Annotated in this window: 20 protein-coding genes and 1 riboswitch; of the genes, 18 read left to right on the top strand and 2 right to left on the bottom strand. The window is 74.8% G+C overall.

Annotation, left to right across the window (positions count from 1 at the left end; all coding sequences use genetic code 11):
• Positions 1 to 85 precede the first annotated feature (85 nt).
• Genes FHX71_RS12095 through FHX71_RS12060 form a run of 8 tightly spaced genes read left to right on the top strand, consistent with a single transcriptional unit; the run spans position 86 to position 7,267 of the window.
• Positions 86 to 1,006, top strand: coding sequence for an ABC transporter permease (locus tag FHX71_RS12095; RefSeq protein WP_182616516.1), 921 nt, complete (start codon positions 86 to 88; stop codon positions 1,004 to 1,006).
• The gene (locus FHX71_RS12090; RefSeq protein ID WP_182616514.1) at positions 1,003 to 1,833 is read left to right on the top strand and encodes an ABC transporter permease; all 831 of its coding nucleotides are present in this window, start codon (positions 1,003 to 1,005) and stop codon (positions 1,831 to 1,833) included. The genes FHX71_RS12095 and FHX71_RS12090 overlap by 4 nt, the downstream gene beginning before the upstream one ends.
• 7 nt (positions 1,834 to 1,840) lie before the next feature.
• The gene (locus tag FHX71_RS12085) at positions 1,841 to 2,872 is read left to right on the top strand and encodes an ABC transporter ATP-binding protein (protein WP_220489664.1); all 1,032 of its coding nucleotides are present in this window, start codon (positions 1,841 to 1,843) and stop codon (positions 2,870 to 2,872) included.
• Positions 2,869 to 3,672, top strand: coding sequence for an ATP-binding cassette domain-containing protein (locus tag FHX71_RS12080; RefSeq protein WP_182616512.1), 804 nt, complete (start codon positions 2,869 to 2,871; stop codon positions 3,670 to 3,672). The genes FHX71_RS12085 and FHX71_RS12080 overlap by 4 nt, the downstream gene beginning before the upstream one ends.
• Positions 3,673 to 3,710: 38 nt before the next feature.
• The gene (locus FHX71_RS12075) at positions 3,711 to 4,937 is read left to right on the top strand and encodes an ABC transporter substrate-binding protein (protein WP_182616510.1); all 1,227 of its coding nucleotides are present in this window, start codon (positions 3,711 to 3,713) and stop codon (positions 4,935 to 4,937) included.
• Positions 4,919 to 5,233 (top strand): periplasmic substrate-binding domain-containing protein, encoded by a 315-nt coding sequence (locus FHX71_RS12070; protein WP_182616508.1) that lies wholly within the window; start codon positions 4,919 to 4,921, stop codon positions 5,231 to 5,233. Before FHX71_RS12075 ends, FHX71_RS12070 begins: the two co-directional genes overlap by 19 nt.
• Before the next feature lie 43 nt (positions 5,234 to 5,276).
• Positions 5,277 to 6,485 (top strand): amidohydrolase family protein, encoded by a 1,209-nt coding sequence (locus tag FHX71_RS12065; protein ID WP_182616505.1) that lies wholly within the window; start codon positions 5,277 to 5,279, stop codon positions 6,483 to 6,485.
• Positions 6,482 to 7,267 carry an aspartate/glutamate racemase family protein gene (locus FHX71_RS12060; protein ID WP_220489663.1) on the top strand — a complete coding sequence of 262 codons (786 nt, stop codon included), beginning with the start codon at positions 6,482 to 6,484 and terminating at the stop codon, positions 7,265 to 7,267. The genes FHX71_RS12065 and FHX71_RS12060 overlap by 4 nt, the downstream gene beginning before the upstream one ends.
• On the opposite strand, the gene FHX71_RS29285 is transcribed toward FHX71_RS12060, so the two are convergent.
• Positions 7,254 to 7,853: a TetR/AcrR family transcriptional regulator gene (locus FHX71_RS29285; RefSeq protein WP_182616503.1), complete on the bottom strand. Its 600-nt coding sequence runs from the start codon at positions 7,851 to 7,853 to the stop codon at positions 7,254 to 7,256. The two genes, FHX71_RS12060 and FHX71_RS29285, sit on opposite strands and share 14 nt — an antisense overlap.
• 75 nt (positions 7,854 to 7,928) lie before the next feature.
• Between FHX71_RS29285 and FHX71_RS12050 the strand changes: the two genes are divergently transcribed.
• The 10 genes from FHX71_RS12050 to FHX71_RS12005 all read left to right on the top strand — a co-directional run bounded on the left by FHX71_RS12050 (position 7,929) and on the right by FHX71_RS12005 (position 20,458).
• Positions 7,929 to 8,801 (top strand): SDR family oxidoreductase, encoded by an 873-nt coding sequence (locus FHX71_RS12050; protein WP_182616501.1) that lies wholly within the window; start codon positions 7,929 to 7,931, stop codon positions 8,799 to 8,801.
• Positions 8,802 to 8,900: 99 nt separating this feature from the next.
• Positions 8,901 to 9,012, top strand: a riboswitch (SAM riboswitch).
• A 27-nt stretch (positions 9,013 to 9,039) separates the two neighbouring features.
• Entirely contained in the window at positions 9,040 to 10,209 is a 1,170-nt protein-coding gene (locus tag FHX71_RS12045; protein WP_182616499.1) for an LLM class flavin-dependent oxidoreductase, read from the top strand.
• A gap of 63 nt (positions 10,210 to 10,272) precedes the next feature.
• Positions 10,273 to 11,940 carry an ABC transporter substrate-binding protein gene (locus FHX71_RS12040; RefSeq protein WP_182616497.1) on the top strand — a complete coding sequence of 556 codons (1,668 nt, stop codon included), beginning with the start codon at positions 10,273 to 10,275 and terminating at the stop codon, positions 11,938 to 11,940.
• A complete protein-coding gene (locus FHX71_RS12035) occupies positions 11,937 to 12,941 on the top strand; it encodes an ABC transporter permease (RefSeq protein ID WP_312877027.1) in 1,005 nt (334 codons plus the stop codon). The genes FHX71_RS12040 and FHX71_RS12035 overlap by 4 nt, the downstream gene beginning before the upstream one ends.
• Positions 12,938 to 13,843: an ABC transporter permease gene (locus tag FHX71_RS12030; RefSeq protein WP_182616496.1), complete on the top strand. Its 906-nt coding sequence runs from the start codon at positions 12,938 to 12,940 to the stop codon at positions 13,841 to 13,843. Before FHX71_RS12035 ends, FHX71_RS12030 begins: the two co-directional genes overlap by 4 nt.
• Positions 13,840 to 15,540, top strand: coding sequence for a dipeptide ABC transporter ATP-binding protein (locus tag FHX71_RS12025; protein WP_182616494.1), 1,701 nt, complete (start codon positions 13,840 to 13,842; stop codon positions 15,538 to 15,540). The genes FHX71_RS12030 and FHX71_RS12025 overlap by 4 nt, the downstream gene beginning before the upstream one ends.
• Positions 15,537 to 16,610, top strand: coding sequence for an alpha-hydroxy acid oxidase (locus FHX71_RS12020; protein WP_182616492.1), 1,074 nt, complete (start codon positions 15,537 to 15,539; stop codon positions 16,608 to 16,610). Before FHX71_RS12025 ends, FHX71_RS12020 begins: the two co-directional genes overlap by 4 nt.
• Complete coding sequence (locus FHX71_RS12015) at positions 16,607 to 18,097, top strand: LLM class flavin-dependent oxidoreductase (RefSeq protein WP_182616490.1); 1,491 nt, start codon at positions 16,607 to 16,609, stop codon at positions 18,095 to 18,097. The genes FHX71_RS12020 and FHX71_RS12015 overlap by 4 nt, the downstream gene beginning before the upstream one ends.
• The gene (locus FHX71_RS12010) at positions 18,094 to 19,428 is read left to right on the top strand and encodes an NtaA/DmoA family FMN-dependent monooxygenase (RefSeq protein ID WP_182616488.1); all 1,335 of its coding nucleotides are present in this window, start codon (positions 18,094 to 18,096) and stop codon (positions 19,426 to 19,428) included. The genes FHX71_RS12015 and FHX71_RS12010 overlap by 4 nt, the downstream gene beginning before the upstream one ends.
• 4 nt (positions 19,429 to 19,432) lie before the next feature.
• The gene (locus FHX71_RS12005; protein WP_182616486.1) at positions 19,433 to 20,458 is read left to right on the top strand and encodes an LLM class flavin-dependent oxidoreductase; all 1,026 of its coding nucleotides are present in this window, start codon (positions 19,433 to 19,435) and stop codon (positions 20,456 to 20,458) included.
• A 28-nt stretch (positions 20,459 to 20,486) separates the two neighbouring features.
• Here the strand turns inward: FHX71_RS12005 and FHX71_RS12000 are convergent, their stop codons facing one another.
• Entirely contained in the window at positions 20,487 to 21,173 is a 687-nt protein-coding gene (locus FHX71_RS12000; RefSeq protein WP_182616484.1) for an ABC transporter ATP-binding protein, read from the bottom strand.
• Between the last annotated feature and the right edge of the window lie 34 nt (positions 21,174 to 21,207).

The following is a 21,207-nucleotide window of genomic DNA, read 5'->3' as shown; positions in this document are numbered from 1 at the left end:
AAACGGACCGATACGCAGATGAAACAAACTCGGCCCAATCTGTATACAGATCACTTCGGACACCCTCGAAGGAGGTGAGCGCTCCATGGCGAGATTTCTCGTCACCCGTACGCTGCAGGCGCTCGGGACGATCTATGTGGTCGTCACCGTGGCCTTCCTGCTCGGCCGCCTCAGCGGCAGTCCCGCGGCGCTGCTCCTGACCGAGAACGCGACCCGGGAGCAGATCGACGAGCTGAACACCCGGCTCGGCTTCGACCAGCCGCTGCCGGTGCAGTACGTCGAGTACCTGCGGGGCATCCTCGGCGGCGACTTCGGCGACTCGTACCGGCAGGCCGGCGTCTCGTCGATGGACCTCGTGCTGGAGCGGCTGCCGGCGTCGCTCGGCCTGGGCGCGATCGGCCTGGTGCTGGGTCTGGTGCTCGCGTTCGCGGCCACCATCACCACGCACCTCACGCGCAGCCGCACGCTGCGCACCACGTTCCTGGGCCTCGGCTCGGCGCGCCAGGCGGTGCCCGACTTCTTCTTCGGGCTGCTGCTCGTGCTCGTGTTCTCGGTGACGCTCGGCTGGCTGCCGTCGCTCGGCAACCGGGAGCCGCTCGCCGTCGTCATGCCGGCCCTGACGATCGCCACGGGCCAGTTCGTCGTCTACACGCGTCTGCTCGACAACTCCCTGTCCGAGCAGGGGCGGCTCGACTACGCCCGGACCGCGGTGGCCCGCGGCGAGAACCGGTTCCGCGTCGTGGTGGGCGAGCTGCTGCCCAACGCGTCCCTGCCGGTGCTCACGATCGCGGCCATCAACCTCGGGTCGTTCCTCGGCGGCCTCGTGATCGTCGAGAACGTCTTCGCCTGGCCCGGCATGGGCCAGCTCATGCTCAGCGCCGTCTACGCGCGGGACTTCCCGGTCGTGCAGTCGGGGCTGATCGTCGTCGCGGCCCTGTTCATCCTTTCCAACCTGCTGGTCGACGCCGCGAGCGCCGTGATCGACCCGAGAGTGAGGCACGCATGACGACGTCCCTCTCCCCGCTGGAACGGACCGGCGTCGCGCTCGTGGCCGCCGTCGTCCTGTTCTGCGTGGTCACGCCGTTCCTGCCGCTCTACGCGCCGTACGCGCAGGACCTGTCTCGGGCGTTCGTCCCGCCCCTGGCCGACGCCGCCCACCCGCTGGGCACCGACATGCTCGGCCGCGACCTCGCGAGCCGCCTGGCCCTCGGCGGGCTGGTCTCGCTCGGGATCGTGGCCCTGGTGGTCGTGGTGAACAGTGCCATCGGGATGGTGGTCGGGATGCTCGCCGGCTACCACGGCGGCCGCCTCGACAACGTGCTGATGGGCTGGGCGGACGTGCAGCTCGCGATGCCCGTGATCCTCGTGCTCATCGCGCTGTCCGCCGCCGTCGGGCCGAGCGTGTGGCTCATGGTCGGCACCCTCGCGGCCACGTACTGGGTCGGCTACGCCCGGGTGGCGCGCGGCACCGCCATGACCCTGCGCGACCGGGACTTCGTGCTGGTCCCGCGCATCCAGGGCGCGTCGGGCACCTGGACCATCAGCAGGCACATCGCCCCGGGCGTCGCGGTGCAGATGCTCATCCTCGCGTCCAGCGACATCGGGGCGGTGCTGCTGCTGACCAGCTCGTTCGACTACCTCGGCCTCGGGGTGCAGCCGCCCGTGCCGAGCTGGGGGCTGCTGATCAGCGAGGGCCAGAAGTACATCCGGCAGGCGCCCTACCTCTCGGTGGTGCCGGGTATCGCGATCTTCCTGGTCGTGATCGGCACCAACCTGATCAGCCAGCGGTTCACGGCCGAGCGCGACCTGCGCACGGCGCGGCGACGGAAGTGAGGACCAGATGACCACGCCAGTGCTGCTCCGCGTCCACGACCTGTCGGTCGGGTACCGCGACGCCGACGGCGCCGAGGTGCGCCTCGTCGACGGCGTCGGCTTCACCGTGCACGAGGGCCGGGTGCTCTGCCTGGTCGGCGAGTCGGGCTCGGGCAAGAGCCTGACCATGGCCGCCGTGCTGGGCCTGCTGCCCGAGGGGCTGGAGGTGTTCTCCGGCAGCGTGCGGTTCCGGGGCCGCGACCTGCTCACGCTGCCCGAGCGCGAGCTGCGGGCGCTGCGCGGCAACGAGCTCGCCATGGTCTTCCAGGACCCGATGACGGCGCTCAACCCGGTCAAGCGCGTCGGCGCGCAGATCGCGCGCGCCGTCCGCGCCCACCACCCGCGCACGCCGCGCGCCGAGGTGCTGGCCCGGGTCGAGGAGCTGCTGACCGAGGTCGGGGTGGCCGACCCCGCCGAGCGCGCCCGGGGCTACCCGCACCAGTGGTCGGGCGGCATGCGGCAGCGCGCCGTCATCGCGATGGCCATGGCCAACCGGCCCACCCTGCTCGTCGCCGACGAGCCGACGACGGCGCTGGACGTGACCATCCAGGCGCAGATCATGGACGTGCTCGCCGACGCCCGGGCGACGTCGGGCGCCGCGATGGTGCTCATCACGCACGACCTCGGCCTCGTGGCGCAGGTCGCCGACGAGATCTGCATCATGTACGCGGGCCGCATCGTCGAGCGCGGCTCCGTGTGGACCGTCTTCGACGAGGCGCGTCACCCCTACACCGCCGGGCTGCTCGGCAGCCTGCTGTCGGCCGAGCGGGCCGGGTCGCGGGCTTACGCCATCCCCGGGTCGCCGCCCGCGCCGACCCGGCGCCCGCCCGGGTGCGCGTTCGCTACCCGCTGCGAGCTCCCGGCGCGGTCCGAGCTCTGCGGCACGGAGCGGCCCGAGCTGCGGCCGACGGCGGACAGCGGCGCGTCGGACCCGACGCACGAGGCCGCGTGCCACCACGCCGACCGGACCCGCGAGTTCGCCCGGGCGGTGACCGCATGAGCGCCGTGCTGGAGATCGACGACCTGCACGTCCGGTTCACGTCCCGGCGCGGCCTGCGGGCCCGCAGCGTGGTGGACGCCGTCGACGGCGTGAGCCTGACCCTCGGCAAGGGCGAGACGCTCGGCCTGGTGGGGGAGTCGGGCTGCGGCAAGTCCACGCTCGTGCGGACCGTGTTCGGGCTCAACACCCCGGCGTCGGGCTCCGTCTCGATCCTCGGCCAGCGCATGCAGTCGCTCTCGCCCGCGGCTCGCCGCAAGGTGCTCACCCGCATCCAGCTCGTGTTCCAGGACCCGTACTCGTCGCTCGACCCGCGGCTGAGCGTGCACGACATCGTCGCGGAGCCGCTGCGCATCGCGGGGCGGTACGAGCCGGGCCGCGTCGCCGAGCTGCTGGCCGAGGTCGGCCTCGACGCCGACGTGCAGCAGCGCCGTCCCGCGCAGTTCTCCGGCGGCCAGCGGCAGCGCATCGGTATCGCCCGGGCGCTCGCGCTGCGCCCCGAGATCCTCGTGCTCGACGAGCCCGTCTCCGCGCTCGACGTCTCGGTGCAGGCGCAGGTCGTGAACCTGCTCATGGACCTGCAGCAGCGGCTCGGCCTGTCGTACCTGTTCATCGCCCACGACCTCGCCGTCGTCCGGCACCTGTCCGACCGGGTCGCGGTGATGCGGCAGGGCCGCATCGTCGAGACCGGCGACCGCGACCAGATCTTCGACGCGCCCCGGCACCCGTACACCGCGGACCTCCTCGCCTCCATCCCGCACCCCGACCCGTACCTGCGCCCCGGCGCGCCGCCCCGCCCCTGACCGCCCCGCCCCAGACTCCCGAACCTAAGGAACAGACCATGCCCGACAACCGCACCCGACCCGTGGCCGCCGCCGGCCTCGCCCTCGTGGCCGGCCTCGCGCTGAGCGCCTGCTCGGCCGCCAGCGGCAGCACCGCCGTCTCGCACGACCTCGTGATCGGCGCCGTCACCGAGCCCGAGCGGCAGCCCGACCCCCTCGTGGAGGGCTCGCTCGCGGGCTTCAACTACTACTACAACCTCTACGACCAGCTCACCACGCTGAACGCCGACGGCGAGATCGAGCCGTCGGTCGCCACGGAGTGGACCTCGAACGAGGACTTCACCGAGTGGACCTTCACGCTGCGGGACGACGTCGTCTTCCACGACGGCGAGCCCCTGACCGCGGCCGACGTTGCGTTCAGCTACAACCAGGTGCTCGCCACGGAGGACTCCGACATCCGCGGCTACATGGGCATGCTGGAGTCGGCGGAGGCCACGGACGACACGACCGTCGTGTTCACGCTGAGCTCGCCCTTCTCGCCGTGGCCGTCCATCACCACCTCGGTGTCGATCGTGCCCGAGGCCGTGTACACGGAGCTGGGCCCGGACGGCTTCGTCGAGGCGCCGGTGGGCTCGGGGCCGTTCACGTACGTGAGCTGGACGCGCGGCGTCGAGTACGTGCTGGAGGGCAACGACGACTACTGGGGCGGCGCCCCGGAGGTGGACACGCTCACCTTCCAGACCGTCGCGGACGAGGAGGCGCGCCTGAACGGAGTCATCGCGGGCAGCCTCGACGTCGCGCTCGTCTCGCCCAACCAGGTCTCGGCGCTGGACGGCTCGGGCGCCGAGGTCGCGTCGCGGGAGTCGAACGGCGTGATCTTCCTCGGCACCAACTCGACCAAGGGCGCGCTCCAGGACCCGCTGGTGCGCCGCGCGATCTCGCTCGCGATCGACAAGGAGGAGCTGGTAGCGCAGGCGCTGGGCGGCCGGGCGGTCGCGAACGACCAGCCGGTCGCCCCGAACGTCACCGGCTACGCCGACGACGCGCAGGCGCCCGGCTTCGATCCCGCGGCCGCCAAGGAGCTGCTCGCGCAGTCCTCGTACGACGGCGAGGCCATCCCGTTCGAGTACGCGACCGACGGCCGCATCCCGCTCAGCTCCGAGGTGGCGCAGGCCGTCGCCGGCTACCTCGACGCCGTCGGCATCAAGGTCGAGCTCGTCGGCATGGACCAGGCGAGCCTGTCGAACAAGATCTACGGCACCGTGACATGGACGGCCTGTTCCTGAACACCTGGGCGCCCACGACGATGGACGCCGACATGCCCGCCACGAACTTCTTCGCGGGCGGCCAGAACGACTACGCGGCGTCGCCCGAGACGCAGGCGCTCGTCGAGGAGCAGCGCACGGTCGACGGCGCGGAGCGCGAGGCCGTGTTCGCCGAGCTTTCGCAGGTGAACTGGGACAACGCCTACCTGATCCCGCTCTACACGCCGATGGCGGACTACGCGGTGAGCCCCGACATCACCTGGGAGCCGCGCGTGGACGGCGAGTACGTGCTGAAGGACGTCACCTTCGCGCCGTAGCCGTACCTGCCCGTCGCCCGCGTCCCACCTGGAGGAGCCCGCCATGCCCCGTACCGTCATCCGTTCCGTCCGCCCCTGGGGCGGCCCGTCCTCCGACGTCGTGCTCGACGACGCCGTGGTCCGCGAGGTCGTCCCGGCGGGCGAGGCCGCCGCGGGGGAGGTCGAGGTCGCGGGCGACGACGGCATCCTCGTGCCGTCCTTCTCCGACGTGCACGTGCACCTCGACTCCACGCGCCTCGGCCTGCCCTTCCGCCCGCTGACCGCCGGCCCCACGCGGTGGGACCGGATCATGAACGACCGGGCGAGCTGGCGCACGGCCGAGGCGCCCGTGGCCGACCGGGCCACCGAGACGCTCCGCCGGATGATCGCCCTGGGCGCCACCCGCGTGCGCTCGCACGCCCAGGTCGACGCCGACTCGAAGCTGGAGAAGTTCGAGGGCGTGCTCGCCGCGCGCGAGGCGCACCGGGACGCGGCGTCGGTCGAGATCGTCGTCTTCCCGCAGGTTGGCATCCACCTCGAACCGGGCGTGCCGGAGCTGATGGACGAGGCGCTGCGGGCGGGCGGCGACCTGGTGGGCGGCATCGACCCGTGCGAGATCGACCGCGACCCGCGGCGCCACCTCGACACGGTGTTCGGGCTCGCGGAGCGCCACGGCAAGGGCATCGACCTCCACCTGCACGAGCCGGGCGAGCTCGGCCTCTTCTCGATGAGCCTGCTCACCGAGCGGGTGCGCGCCCTCGGCATGCAGGGCCGGGTGTCCATCTCGCACGCGTTCGCGCTGGGCTCCGGGCTGCCGGGCGTCGAGCGGGCGATCGACGGGCTCGCCGAGCTGGACGTCGCCGTCACCACCATCGCGCCCGGCGGGCGGCTGGACCTGCCCCTCGAACGGATGGTCACCGCGGGCGTGCGCGTGGGCCTCGGCATGGACGGCCAGCGCGACTACTGGTCCCCGTGGGGCAACGCCGACATGCTGGAGCGCGCCTGGATGCTCGCGTACACCCAGGGCTGGTCGCGCGACGACCTCATCGAGCTCGGCCTCGCCGTCGCCACCTGGGGCGGGGCATCCGTCATCGACGGCACGACGCCGCGGCTCACCGGCGTCGGGCACCGCCCCGGCCTCGCCCCCGGCGACCCCGCCGAGCTGGTGGTGCTGCGCGGGGAGACCCCGACGTCGGCGGTCATGGACCGCCTGCCCGGGCGCACCGTCATCCACGCGGGCCGGGTCGTGGCCGCCGACGGCGAGCTCGTGTGAGCGCGCCGTCGGCGGGCCCGCCGGGCCCGACGATCCTGGTCGTGAACTGCAACACGACGACCGCCATGACCGACGCCATCGCGGCGGTCGCGGCGGGCGCCGCCTCGCCCGGCACCGCCGTCGTCGGCCTGACGCCGTCCTGGGGCCCGGCGTCCGCCGAGGGCTACTTCGAGAGCTACGTGACGGCGCTCGCGGTGCTGGACGCCGTGCTCGCCCACCCGGACCCGTACGACGCCGTCGTCATGGCCGGGTACGGCGAGCACGGCCGCGAGGGCATGCGGCAGGCGATCGACGTGCCGGTCGTCGACATCACCGAGGCCTCCGCCTTCCTCGCGTGCCTCGTCGCCCACCGGTTCGGCGTCGTGACGACGGTCGCCACCGCCGTGCCCGGCATCGAGGACTCGCTGCGCAACGCCGGGGTGCTCAGCCGGAGCGCGGGAGTGGTCGCCGCCGACGTGCCGGTGCTCGACATCGAGGCCGACGTCGAGCAGACGGCGGCGGCGCTGGAGTCCGCCGGCGCGCGGCTGGTCGCCGGGGGAGCGGACGCCCTGGTGCTGGGCTGCGCGGGCTTCGCCGGCCTCGACGTCGCGCTGGAGCGGCGCCTCGGCGTGCCCGTGCTCGACGGCGTCGCCGGGGCGGTGCGGCTCGCGGAGTCCCTGGTCGCGCTCGGCAAGACGACGAGCACGGCGGGCCCGTACCGCCGTCCGGACCCGGCGAAGGCATGGGCGGGGCGGCGGCCGGGAGGGTCACCGGACCACGAGCCCAGGGTCACCCGGGCCTGAACCCTGCGCCCGCGCGGTCCACGGCGTCCCGGATCGCGCGGGCCCGGTCCTCCGGTCGGACGACGGCGACCGCGGCGGCCGCCGCCGCGCCCATACCGGCCCCGAGGTGCGCCGACATCGTCGGCCACCCGGCGGGGTCAGGGAACCGCTCGCGCAGGGCTCCGACCAGGTCCGTCTGCGCCCGCTGCAGCCGCACGACCAGCGACGCCGGCAGGCCGTGCGACGCGGTGACGAGCTCGGCCCGCAGGCCCGCGAGCTCGTCCGTGCGCGCCTCGGGGTCGTCGAAGAGGTCGACCAGCGTCGCCAGGATGGCGTCGACGCCCTGGGCCGTGCCGGCGCCGTCCGGCAGGTCGTCGAGCGCCCGCACCGCCCGCCGCACGTGGCCCTCCAGGTAGTGGAAGAGCACGTCCTCCTTGGCCGGGAAGTGCAGGAAGAAGGTGCGGCGCGCGACGCCGGCCCGCGCCGCGATGTCGTCGACCGACGTCGCGGCGACCCCGCGGTCGAGGAACAGCTCCGTGGCCGCGCCGACCAGCGCGCGGCGGGTCTCGGCGCGCTTGCGCTCGCGGATGCCGGGCTCCTTGGTCATCGCCCCAGCCTAGCGGAACCGGTGCACTAGTGTATTGATGCACTAGTGCACTTAACCGCGACCGAGGAGAGACCCATGACCCAGCACACCGGCCGCACCTACGTGGTGACCGGCACCGACTCCGGCATCGGCGCCGCGGTCGCCGCCCGGCTCGCGGACGACGGCGCCCGCGTCGTGCGGTGCGGGATCACCGAGGCGGCCGACGTCCGCGCGGACCTGACCACCGCCACCGGCCGCGCCGCCGCGATCGAGCAGGTGAGGGTCCTGGCCCCCGACGGCCTCGACGGCGTCGCGCTCGTCGCCGGCAGCCCGGAGGGCCGCGTCGCCGTCGGCCTCAACTACTTCGGCACCGTCGCCCTGCTCACCGCGCTGCGCGCCGACCTGGCCCGCCGGCCCGCGCCGCGCGCCGTCGTCGTCAGCTCCGCGTCCTCGCTCTCCGCGGGGGAGGCCGACCTGGTCGACGCCTGCCTCGCCGGCGACGAGCCCCGCGCCCTGGCCGTCGCCGACCGGATGGCCGCGCGCGGACGCGGCGGCGTGGTCTACCGCTCGACCAAGATCGCTCTGAACCGGTGGCTGCGCCGCACCGCCGTCCGCGACGAGTGGGCGGGCGCCGGCATCCCGCTGAACGCCGTCGCCCCGGGCATCGTCGAGACCGGGACTGCCCGCCGCACCCTGCTCGCCGACCCCGCGAGCGTCCGCGTGCTGCGCGACGCCCTGCCGCAGCCGCTCGGCCTGCCCGGCCCCGTCGAACCGGTCGCCGCGACCATCGCCTGGCTCCTGACGCCCGACGCCGGTTTCATCACCGGCCAGGTCATCTACGCCGACGGCGGCGCCGAGGTCTCGCTGCGCGGCGAGGCCCCGTTCACGGCCGGCGTCCGCTACGGACCCGTGCGGCTCGCCCGCATGATCGGCTGGACCGTTCTCGGCCGGCTGCGCACCCGCACCTGATCCACCATCCGAGACATCCGCCGGAATCGTTGACGAAGGTCCGTTCCGTCCTTACATTCCCGGCCGTCGACGTGCCACAGCGCACGCCGACGGTCATGTGGTCATGAGTCCCGACGACAAGCCCCGGCTGGTCGGGCAGCAACCCTCCTTCGCGGCGGGGTGCTCCGGGTGACGACCAGGCCGCACGCGCGTCGTGCGGCAAGCGCGGACCGGGCACGTCCCGGAGAACGGAAGAACGATGAGCGACAGCACCCCACGCCTGCACTGGTACCTGCCCACCGCGGGGGAGTCCCGCGACGTCCTGCGCGGCGGCACCAACGTGCACCGCGTCGACGGCGAGGCCCCGCGCTCGCCGTTCCGCCCGCCCACCCTGTCCTACCTCACGCAGGTCGCCCTCGCGGTCGAGGAGGCCGGGTTCGACTCCGTGCTGGTGCCCACCGGCTCCTACTGCGAGGACCCGTGGGTCGTCGCCTCGGCGCTCGCGGCCGTCACCCGGGACCTGCGGTTCCTCGTCGCGCTGCACCCGCGCACGACCACGCCCGCCTACACCGCGCACCGCGCCGCCACCCTCCAGCGGGTCTCGGGCGGGCGGCTGGCGCTCAACGTGGTCACCGGCGAGCCCGGGGCCGAGGCCTGGCTGCACGGCGACCTCGGCGACAAGGCCGACCAGTACGCCCGCACCGACGAGTTCCTCGACATCTACCGGGCGCTGTTCCGCGGCGAGACCGTCGACCGCGCCGGGAAGCACTACACCGTCCGCGAGGGCCGGCTGGAGCGGGCCGGCGGCCGCGGCCTCGGCATCCCGGCCACCCCCGAGGTGTGGTTCGGCGGGTCGTCGTCGTACGCGGGCGACGTCGCCGCGCAGCACGCCGACGTGTACCTGTCCTGGCTCGAACCGCTGGACCAGCTCGCCGAGAAGATCGAGTGGATCCGCGGGCTCGCGGCCGCCCAGGGGCGCACGGCACGGTTCGGCGTCCGCGCCTGGATCCTGGTGCGGGACACGCACGAGGAGGCCGAGCGGGCCGCCCTCGCGCTGCTCGACGGCGTGGACCCGGCCACGCAGGCCCGGCTGCGCGAGTCGCTGCTCGCCCGCCAGTCCGTGGGCCAGCAGCGCGGCCAGGCGCACCTGGCCGCGGCGGACGTCACCCGCCCGGAGAGCTTGTGGGTCGCACCCGGCATCTGGGGCGGCTTCGGCCTCGTGGCCGGCGGCCCCGCGCTCGGCTTCGTCGGCTCCTTCGAGGACGTCGCCGCCCGGTTCGCCGAGTACCGCCGCCTCGGCGTCGAGGAGTTCATCGTCTCCGGCTTCCCCAACCTCGAGGAGACGCGCTGGGTCGCGGACGGGCTCGTGCCCGCGCTGCGCCGGGCCGCCGCCCCGACCGAGCCCGCCGCGCAGCTCACCACCGCCTGACGGCGCCGCGCCGTCCGCCGTCCGACCCCCTCTTTCCCTGCCGTACGAACAGGAAGCACCGCCATGCCCTTTCCCCGCGCCCCGCGCCTGCCCGCCGCCCGCCGCCTCGCCGCTCCCGTCGCCGTCGCCGCCCTCGCCCTGACCCTGGCCGCCTGCTCGACGGGCTCCGCCGCCTCGACCGGCGGAGCGGAGCCGGCCGGCGACCCGGTCGCCGGCGGCTCGCTGACCTGGGGCGTCAGCGTCGAGCCCGTCTGCTACAACCCGCAGCGCTCCGGCCAGCAGAACTCGTACCCGATCATCCGCAACTACGCCGAGTCGCTGGTGGGCAAGGCGGCCGACGGCAGCTACACGCCGTGGCTCGCCGAGGAGTGGGAGATCTCGGACGACGAGACCGTCTACACGTTCACCCTGCGCGACGGCGTCACCTTCTCGGACGGCACGGATCTGACGGCCGACGTCGTCAAGCAGAACTACGACGCCATCACCGCCGAGGACTCCACGCTGAACAGCCGCGCCGCCTTCGCGGCGTACGACAACGCCGAGGCCACCGACGACCACACCCTCGTGGTCACGCTCGCGCAGCCCGACGCCGCGTTCCTCGACTCCGTCGCCTCCATCGGTGCCTCGGTGCTGGCGCCCGCCTCCCTGAAGGCGGACGGCGACCTGTGCCAGCCCACCGACGAGCTGGTCGGCACCGGCCCGTTCACCGTGGCCGACTGGACCGCCGGGCAGGAGATCAGCTTCGACAAGCGCGACGACTACGACTGGGCGCCCGGCTACGCCGAGCACACCGGCGCCGCCTACCTCGACGACGTCACCTACCGGTACCTGCCCGAGGCGACCGTCCGCACCGGCGCCCTGACCGCCGGCCAGGTCGACGTCATCGAGAACGTCCAGGTCACCGACACCACCGTTTTCCAGGACGCGCCCGGCTTCCAGTACCTCACCGGCCCGACGACGGGCACCGCGTTCAGCCTGAACATCAACACCCGCATCGCCCCGGCCGACGACGTGCGCGTGCGCCAGGCCCTGCGCGACGGCTTCGACCTCGACGCCCTGATCGAGAACCAGTACCTCGGCACGGTCGAGCGGGCGTACTCCAGCCTCGGGCCGGACAGCCCGTACTTCGACGAGGACCTCGTGGGCTCGTGGGGCAACGACGTCGACGGCGCCAACGCGCTGCTCGACGAGGCGGGCTGGACCGACCGCGACGACGACGGATACCGCACCAAGGACGGCGAGCGCCTCACCATCGAGGTCGGCTACCCGGAGCCGTACGTGCGCGACGAGCGCGACGTGCTGCTGCAGGCCATCAAGTCCCAGCTCAAGGAGAACATCGGCCTGAACCTGGACGTGCAGATCATCACCGGCGCCTTGTTCAGCGACCAGACGGCCAAGGGCACGTGGACCGTCTACCCGAACACCCTGCCGACGGCGGACCCGTCCAACCTGTTCCGCAGCATCTTCTCCAGCGAGGGCTTCCTCTACACGGCCGCCGAGGCGGACCTGGTGCTCGACGACGAGGTGGCGGCCAGCCGCGCGTCGCTGGACCCGGCATCGCGCAAGGAGGCCCTCGACGAGATCCAGGCGACCGTCGTGGACGACGCGCGGTACGTGCCGCTCTACCACCCGGTCTACACGGTCGCGGCCAAGGACACCGTGCACGGGCTGGCCTTCGAGCCGCAGCTCGACTCCCCGGCCGGCTCCTACGACGTGTGGGTCCAGCCGTGACGAGCGCCGCCGTCGAGGTGCAGGAGGCCGCCGGGCCGGGCGCCGGCCCGACGGCCGCGCCCGCTGCGGGCCGGCACCCGGTGCTGCGGCGCCTCGTCACCCGGGTGGTGACCGGCGTCGTGGTGCTGTGGGCCGCGGCCACCGTCGCGTTCTGGACGCTCCAGCTCGTGCCGGGGTCCGTCGCCGACATCCTGGCGGGCGACCTCGCCGACCCTGAGCTGCGCCAGGCGCTCGTGGCCGAGTGGGGGCTGGACCGGCCCGCGTTCGCGCAGTACCTCGACTTCCTCGGGCGGCTCGCGCAGGGCGACCTCGGCACGTCCTACGTGCAGCGGCAGCCCGTGCTGGACGTCATCGGCGACCAGCTCGGCTCCACCGTGATCCTGACCCTGACCGCGGGCGTGGTCGCCGTGGCGCTCGCTGTGCTGCTGTCCACCGCGACGGTCGGCCGCCCGCGCGTGGTGCGGGGCGTGCTGTCCACGGCGGAGCTCGTGCTCGTCTCCGTGCCCGTGTTCTGGTCCGGCATCCTGCTGCTGATGGTGTTCTCGTTCGGCCTCGGGCTCTTCCCCGTGGCGGGCGGCACCGGCGCGCAGTCGCTCGTGCTGCCCACGGTCGGGCTCGCGCTGCCGACGGCGGGGCTGCTCAGCCAGGTGCTGCGCGAGTCCATGGAGCGCACCGTGCTGGAGCCGTTCGCGATCACGGTGCGCGCCCGCGGCGTGCGCGAGTCGCTGGTGGTGTGGCGGCACGCCCTGAAGCACGCGCTGCTGCCCGGCATGACGGTCGCGGGCAGCCTGGTCGGCGGCCTGCTGGGCGGCGCCGTCATCACCGAGCAGGTGTTCGGCCGCCCCGGCCTGGGCCAGATCACCCTGCTGGCCGTGACCAACAAGGACGTGCCCGTGGTGCTCGGCGTCGTCCTGCTGGCGGCGGCGGTCTACGTCGCCGTGTCCACCCTGCTCGACGTGCTCTACGCCGTCGTCGACCCCCGGCTGCGAGGTGCCCGATGAGCGTCCCCACCCTGCTTCGTCGCCCGCGCGCGGCCACCGCGGAGGGGCCCGTCGTCGTGCGGTCGCGCCGCCGCGTGCCCCCGGCCGCGGTGATCGCGGCGGCCGCCGTCGTCGCCTTCCTCGCCCTCCTGGTGATCGCGCCCGGCCTGTTCACGCGGCTCGACCCGTTCACGGGCGACCCGGCCGCGGGCCTGCGTCCGCCGTCGGCCGAGCACCCGTTCGGCACCGACCGCCTCGGGCGGGACGTGTGGACGCGCGTCGTGCACGGCGCGCGCTACTCCGTGCTGATCGGCCTGGCCGCGACGGCCATCGCCGTCGTCGCCGGCACCGTGGTGGGCGTGGCCGCCGGCCTGTCCGGGGCGTTCCTCCAGGGCCGCGCCGGGCGCGTGCTCGACGAGGGCCTGACCCGGCTGCTCGACGTGCTCTCGTCGTTCCCGGCCATCCTGCTGGCGATGCTCGTGGTCACCTTCACCGGCCCCGGGGTCTGGAACGTCGCCGTCGCGATCGGCATCGCGGGCATCCCGCTGTACGCGCGCGTCGTGCGCAGCCAGACGTTCGTCGTCACGCGCGCCGACTACGTGGCGCACGCCGCCGTGCACGGCCGCGGCCGGTGGGCGGTGCTGCGCGAGCACGTGCTGCCCAACGCGCTGACGGCCGTGCCGGTGCTCGCCGCGATCGACATCGGCACCTCGGTGCTGGCGGTCAGCGGGCTCAGCTTCCTGGGGCTCGGGCCGCAGCCGCCCATCCCCGAGTGGGGCGTCATGCTCGCCGAGGCCCGCGACGTGTTGCGCGTGGCCTGGTGGGCAGGTGTTTTTCCCGGTGTGTTCATCACCGGGACCGTCATCGCGTTCACCGTGCTCGGGCGCTGGCTCCAGGCCCGCACGGACGGGAGGGAGTCATGAGCAACGTCCCGCTGGTCACCGTCGAGGACCTCACCGTCGGCTTCGCCACCGGCCCCGGCCGCCGCGACCCGCGTTCAGCGGCCGTCCGCGGCGTGTCCTTCGTGGTGCGGCCCGGGGAGTGCGTGGCGATCGTCGGCGAGTCCGGCTCGGGCAAGAGTGTCACGGCCCGGGCGCTGCTCGGCCTGGCCGGGCCCCGCTCGCACGTCACGGCGCGCAGCCTGGAGATCGACGGCGAGGACGCGACCGGGTTCTCCGAGCGGCGCTGGCGGCAGGTGCGCGGCGGCCGGATCGGCATGGTGCTGCAGGACGCGCTCGTCTCCCTCGACCCGCTGCGGACCGTCGGCGCGGAGATCGGCGAGGTGCTGCACACCCACCGCGTGGTGCCGCGTGGCGCGGCGCGCGAGCGGGCGGTCGAGCTGCTCGGCTCCGTCGGCGTGCCCCGGCCCGAGGTGCGCGTCGAGCAGTACCCGCACCAGCTTTCCGGCGGCCTGCGGCAGCGCGCGCTCATCGCGTCCGCCATCGCTGCCGACCCGCGGCTGATCATCGCCGACGAGCCCACCACCGCCCTCGACGTCACCGTGCAGGCCCAGGTGCTGGACACCCTGGCCGAGCGGGTGGCGCAGGGCTCGGGGCTGCTGCTCATCTCGCACGACCTCGCCGTCGTCGCCGGGATCGCCGACCACGTGCTCGTGATGCGTGACGGCGTCGTCGTCGAGGCCGGGCCCGCGGGCGACGTGCTGCGTTCCCCGCGCGAGGCGTACACCCGTGCGCTGCTGGACGCCGTCCCGTCGGCGGCCTCGCGGGGGCGGCGGCTGGCGCCGGTTCCCGACGTCGGGCCGGATGCCGGGCCTGACGCCGGTCCGGCTGCTGACGGCGCCGCCGTCGTCGCGCGCGAGGCCCTGCCCGCGCGGACCGCCGACCCGGCGCGCACCGTCCTGGAGGCGCGCGGCCTGACCAAGTCGTTCGGCGGCGGCCGGCACGGCCGCACCCTCGCCGTGGACGACGTGTCGTTCCGCCTCGGCGCGGGGGAGACGCTCGGCATCGTGGGGGAGTCGGGCTCGGGCAAGAGCACCGTGGTCAACCTGGTCCTGGGTTTCCTGGAGCCCGACGCCGGCGAGGTGCGCGTGCTCGACGAGCCGTGGGTGCCGCTCCCCGAACGGGCGCGACGGCCCCGGCGCGGGCACGTGCAGCTCATCTCGCAGGACCCGCTCAGCTCGTTCGACCCGCGCTGGACCGTGGGGCGGGTGATCGGCGAGTCCACGCTGCGGCTCGGCCTGTCCGCCGACGAGGCGCGCGGCCGCGCCGTCGGGCTGCTGCGCCGGGTCGGCCTGGACGAGGCGATCCTCGGCCGACACCCCCGGTCCCTGTCCGGCGGGCAGCGGCAGCGGGTCGCCATCGCCCGCGCACTGGCCCCCGAGCCCGAGGTGCTCGTGTGCGACGAGCCGACCAGCGCGCTGGACGTCTCGGTCCAGGCGCAGGTGCTCGACCTGCTCGCCGAGATCCAGGCCGAGCGCGGCACGTCGCTGGTGTTCGTCTCCCACGACCTCGGCGTGGTGCACCACGTGGCCGACCGCGTGCTTGTGCTCCGCGACGCGCGCGTGGTCGAGGAGGGGGAGGTCGACGACGTCTTCCTGCGGCCCCGGCACGAGTACACGCGGCAGCTCGTCGCGGCGCTGCCCGAGGCGGTGGAGGCATGACGGCCGCGCCCGGGTGGGCCGGGGCCGACCAGATCGCCGTCCGGGAGGCCGTCGAGGCGTACGTCCACGGCGGCCCCGGCGACGGCGCGACCGTGCGCGCCAACGTGGCCGCCTGGGAGTCGCTGCCCCTGCGCCCCAGGGTGCTGCGCGACGTCACGCACGTGGATACCGCGATCGACCTGCTCGGCCTGCGCGCGCCCGTGCCGCTGCTCGCCGCGCCCTGGGCCGGCCACCAGCTCGTCCATCCCGACGGCGAGGTCGCCAGCGCGAAGGGGCTGGCCTCGGCCGGGCTCCCCATGGTGCAGTCCGCCGGCTCGTCCGTGCCGGTCGCCGACGTCGCCGCGCACTCCGGCCCCTTCTGGCAGCAGGTGTACGTGCCCGACGACCGCACGCTGATCCACGGATTCCTCGACCGCGCGGTGGCCGCCGGGGCCACGGCCCTGGTCCTCACCGTCGACCATCCCGCTGTCGGCAACACCCTGCCGTTCCGCGCGGGGCTCGCCCGGCTCGCGCCGTCCGACGGCCGCCCGCGGGTCGCGGCCAACTTCCCCGACGTCGCCCCCGGCACCCCGCTCGGCACCGCCACCGACCTGGGCCCGCGCGACGTCGAGCGCCTCGCGGCGCGCACCGGCCTGCCCGTCGTCGTCAAGGGTGTGCTCCGCGCCGACGACGCCCGCACCGCCGTCGCCGCCGGAGCCGCGGCCGTCGTCGTGTCCAACCACGGCGGCCGCCAGCTCGCCGGCTCCGTCACCACCGCGCACGCCCTGCCCGAGGTGGTCGACGCCGTCGGCGGGCGCGTCCCCGTCCTGGTCGACGGCGGCATCCGCCGCGGCGAGGACGTCGTCCGGGCGCTCGCGCTCGGCGCCCGCGCCGTGCTCGCCGGGCGGCCCGTCGCCCGGGCTCTGGCCGACGGCGGGGCCGACGGCGTAGAGCGCTGGGCCCGGGAGACCATCGAGGACGTGCGCCGGGCGCTCGTGCTGTGCGGGGCGCCCACGCTTGACTCCGTGGGGCGCGACCTCGTCGGCGATTTCCTCGGCAGTCCCGTCACCGCCTACCCGGGAGAGAGATGACCACCTCACCAACTGTCACCCTCGTGCGCGCCGGGTGGAACGACCCGCGCGTCGCCGCTCTGCGCGCCGCCATGGACGCCGAGGTGGCGCCCCGCTACGCGGACGTCCCGCGCGGCGAGGGGCCGCCCCCGGTCGACGTCGCCGACGTCGTCACCACCGTGCTGGCGCTCGCGGGCGACGAGCCCGTGGGCACCGCGGCGCTCAAGCGCACCGGCGCCCACGCCGAGGTCAAGCGCGTCTTCGTGGCGCCCGCCGGCCGCAACCGGCGGCTCGGCGCGCGGCTGCTGGCCGCCGTCGAGCAGGTCGCCCGGGAGGCCGGCTACGCCGAGGTCCACCTGCAGACGGGCTACCTCCAGCCCGACGCCCACCGCCTGTACGAGCGCGAGGGCTGGCGCCCGGTCGCGCCCTTCGGCCCCTACGAGAAGGACACCGTGATCAGCCGCTGCTACGCCAAGTCCCTGACCCCGCTGCTCGTCGCGGCGGCCCTGCCGCCCGTCTCCGACGCGGACGCTGCGATCGCGCTCCTCCGCGCGCTCGACGACGCCGGGGTGGACCTCGCTCTGCTCGACGACGACTACCTGGCCGGCGCCGTCGACGCCCCCACCGTCGCGGCTGCCGCCGCGTCCCGCACCGCCCGGATCGGCCTGGTCCCGCGCGTGCGCGTCACCCACACCGAGCCGTTCCACGTCGCCAAGGTCGTCCAGACCCTCGACTGGACCGGCGCCGGGCGCGCCGGCTGGCTCGTGGGCGTCTCCCTGTCCGACGCCGAGGCCGCCGCGTTCGGCCGCCGCACCGCACCCGACGCCGCGGAGGCATGGGCCGAGGCCCGCGACGTCGTCGAGGTCGCCCGCCGCCTGTGGGACTCGTGGGAGGACGACGCCGAGATCCGCGACGTCGCCACCGGCCGCTTCGTGGACAAGGACAAGATCCACTACGTCGACTTCGAGGGCGAGCGGTTCTCCGTCAAGGGCCCCTCCATCGTGCCGCGCAGCCCGCAGGGCCAGGTGCCGGTCGTGGTCGAGGTCTCCGGCGCCGACGACGACCCGGCGCTCGCCGTCGCGGTCCGGGACGCCGACGTCGTGCGCGTGCACGCTGGTGTCGGGCTCGCCGCTGCCGTCGGCCGGGTGCGCGCCGCCCTGGAGGCGGCCGGCCGCCCGGACGTGCTCGTGCTGGCCGACCTGGACGTCACCGCCCTTGCCGCCGCCGAGCCCACGGCCCCGCACGCCGCCAATCCGGGGGAGCGCCTGGCCGGCGTGCTCGCGGGCTGGCGCACCGCCACGGGCGCCGACGGCGTCGTGCTCACCGGGACGGTCGCCGACGTCGAGGCCGCGGCCCGCGTGGCCGCGGAGGTCCAGCCCGAGCCCGCGGAGCCGAACGAGCCCGCGGACGCCCCGGCCGCCGTCGGACACACCCTCCGGGAGCGGCTCGGCCTGCCCCGCCCCGCCAGCCGCTACGCCACCCAGCCCGAGCAGGAGACCGCACGATGACCGCCACCCGACCCGACGGCACCCGCGCCGACAAGCGCCGCGTGCACCTCGGCGCGCACTTCCCGGGCGTCAACGCCACCACCATCTGGTCCGACCCGCGGTCGGGCAGCCAGATCGACCCCGCCTCGTTCACCTACCTGGCGCGGGCGGCCGAGGCCGCGTTCTTCGACGTCTTCTTCCTCGCCGAGGGCCTGCGCCTGCGTGAGCACGCCGGGGAGATCCACGACCTGGACGTCGTGGGTCGCCCGGACTCCCTGACCCAGCTCGCCGCGCTCGCCGGGGTCACGGAGCACATCGGCCTCGTCGCCACCCTGAACACCACCTACAACGAGCCGTACGAGCTGGCGCGCCAGCTCGCGTCGCTGGACCTGGTCTCGCACGGACGGGCGGGGTGGAACGTGGTGACCAGCCACGACGCCTTCTTCGGCGCCAACTTCCGCCGGGGCGGCTACCTCGCGCACGCCGACCGGTACGCGCGCGCCGAGGACTTCCTGGCCACCGCCGTCGAGCTCTGGGACGCCGCCGCCACGGGCGAGGTCGTGACGCACCGCAGCCGGTTCTTCGACGTCGCGGCCCGCCCCGCGACGCCGCGCGCGCCGCAGGGACGGCCCGTGGTGCTCCAGGCGGGCGTGTCGCCTGAAGGGCGGGAGACCGCCGCGACCTACGCCGACGCGATCTTCTCCCCGTTCGCCGAGCCGAACGCCGGCCGCGACTTCTACGCCGACATCACGGCGCGGCTGGCCGCCCACGGCCGCGCGGAGGACGACCTGAAGATCCTCCCGGCGGCGACGTTCGCGCTGGGGGACACCCACGAGGAGGCGGTCGAGCGCTCCCGGCACGAGCGGCGGGCGCAGGTCAGCCCTGCGACCGCCGTGCGGTACGTCGAGACGGTCTGGGGCCGCCGCTTCGACGGCCTGGACGTCGACGGCGCGCTGCCCCCGCTGTCCGACGTCGTCGAGGGCGTGGAGCTCACCGCCGGCCGGGCCACGGCGCACCGCGACTCGCGCGCGCAGGCCGCCGACCTGCACGAGCGCGCGCAGGCCGGCGGCCTCAGCGTGCGCGACGTCGTCGTGGAGGCCACCACCCGCGGCAGCCAGCTCGTGGGCACGGCCGCCGAGGTGGCCGTGGAGATCGACGAGCACGTGCAGTCGAGGGCCAGCGACGGCTTCATGCTCGTGCCGACCATCACGCCCACGGGCCTGGACGAGGTGTTCACCGACGTGGTCCCGCTGCTCCAGGAGCGGGGCGTGTTCCGCACCCGCTACGCGGGGGAGACCCTGCGGGACACGCTGGGCTCGCGGACGCCCGCCCCCACGGCCATGGTTCACTGACCCCGTGACACGACCGCTGCGCAAGCTGGGCTTCCTGACCATCGGCCTGTTCGACCCGGAGCACCCGCGGGCCGGGCACGAGGCCACCCTGCGGCTCATCGAGCTCGGGGAGCAGCTCGGCCTCGACAGCGCGTGGCTGCGGCACCGCCACCTGCAGCACGGCATCTCCTCGCCGGTGGCGGTGCTCGCCGCCGCGACGCAGCGGACCAGCCGCATCGAGCTGGGCACCGCCGTCACGCCCCTGGGCCTGGAGAACCCGTTCCGCCTGGCGGAGGACCTCGCCACGGTGGACGTGCTGTCCGGCGGCCGCCTCAACCCCGGCGTCAGCGTCGGCCCGCCCATCCACTGGGAGCACCTGCGCGACCACCTCTACCCGACCACGTGGCAGCACGAGGACTTCTCCAAGGCGCGCGTCGAGCGCCTGCTGCACAACCTGTCGGGCGGCGCGGTCTCCACGTTCGAGGGCACCGAGGGCATCGAGACCTACTCGACGCGCATCCAGCCGCACTCGCCCGGGCTGCGGGACCGCGTCTGGTACGGCGCCGCCTCGGCGTCGTCGGCGGCCTGGGCCGGGACGGCGGGCCTGAACCTGCTGACCTCCTCCGTGCTCGACGCCGGGGACGCCGACCACGCGGACTTCGCCGCGCTCCAGCGCGAGCAGATCGACCTGTTCCGCGGCCTGCACCCGGCGGGGGAGGACGCCCGGGTCTCGCAGGGCCTCGTGGTCATCCCCACCGACGGCGCGACCCCGGAGCAGGTCGCCCGGTACGAGGCGTACGCCGCGGCCCGGCTGCCGCGCACCGTGGCGCCCGTCCAGGCGGGGCCGCGCCGCATGCTCTTCGCGCCCGACCTGGTGGGCCCCAGCGAGCAGCTCGCCGAGCGGCTGAGCGCGCACGCCGGGTTCCAGGGGGTCGACGAGGTGGCGTTCGCGCTGCCGTTCACGTTCGACGAGCCGGACTACGCGCAGATCCTCACGGACCTGGCGACCCGCCTCGGGCCGCTGCTGGGCTGGTCGCCGGCCACCACCTGACGCGCGTCGCCAGGCCGCCGCTCGGCGCTCACACCGGCTGGGCCGCCTCGACGCGGGCGTCGAGCATGCGGACGGTGGCGTCGACCGACCCGAGGGTGGCGGCGTCGTGGGAGACCAGCAGGGTCGCCGCCCCGGTCTCGCGCGCCAGGCCCGTGATCAGCTCGACCACCTGGGTGCCGCGCTCGTGGTCGAGGGCCGACGTCGGCTCGTCCACCAGGAGCACCTGCGGCCGGCCGACGAGCGCCCGCGCGATCGCGACCCGCTGCCGCTGCCCGCCGGACAGCCGCGCCGGCCGCCGGTCGTGGAGGCCGGCGAGCCCGACGGCGTCCAGCAGCTCCAGGGAGCGCTCGCGCAGGCTCGCCGGCCGGTGCCCGCGCAGGTGGGCGTGCAGCTCGAGCTGTTCGAGCGCGGTCAGCGAGCCGAGCAGGTTGGGCGACTGGAAGACCATGCCGATCCGTTCGAGCCGCACGCGGGTCGCCTCCGCCACCGTGGTGGTGGGCGTGAAGACCGTCTCGTCGCCGATCGAGACGGTGCCGCGGCTGGGCGGGGTCAGCCCGGCGGCCACGGCCAGCAGGCTGGACTTCCCGGCCCCGGACGGGCCGAGCAGCGCGGTGGTGGTCCCGGCGGGGATCGTGAGGCCGACGTCGTCCACCGCGGTGAGCGTGGTGTCGCCGTCGGGGTAGACGAGGGTGATGCCGTCCAGGCGCAGGTCCATGGGTTTCTCCTTCGTGGGTGTGTGGGGTGGGCTG

The sequence above is a fragment of the Promicromonospora sukumoe genome (genome assembly GCF_014137995.1).
Lineage (GTDB): Bacteria > Actinomycetota > Actinomycetes > Actinomycetales > Cellulomonadaceae > Promicromonospora > Promicromonospora sukumoe.
This window is presented reverse-complemented; position numbering and strand designations above follow the sequence as displayed.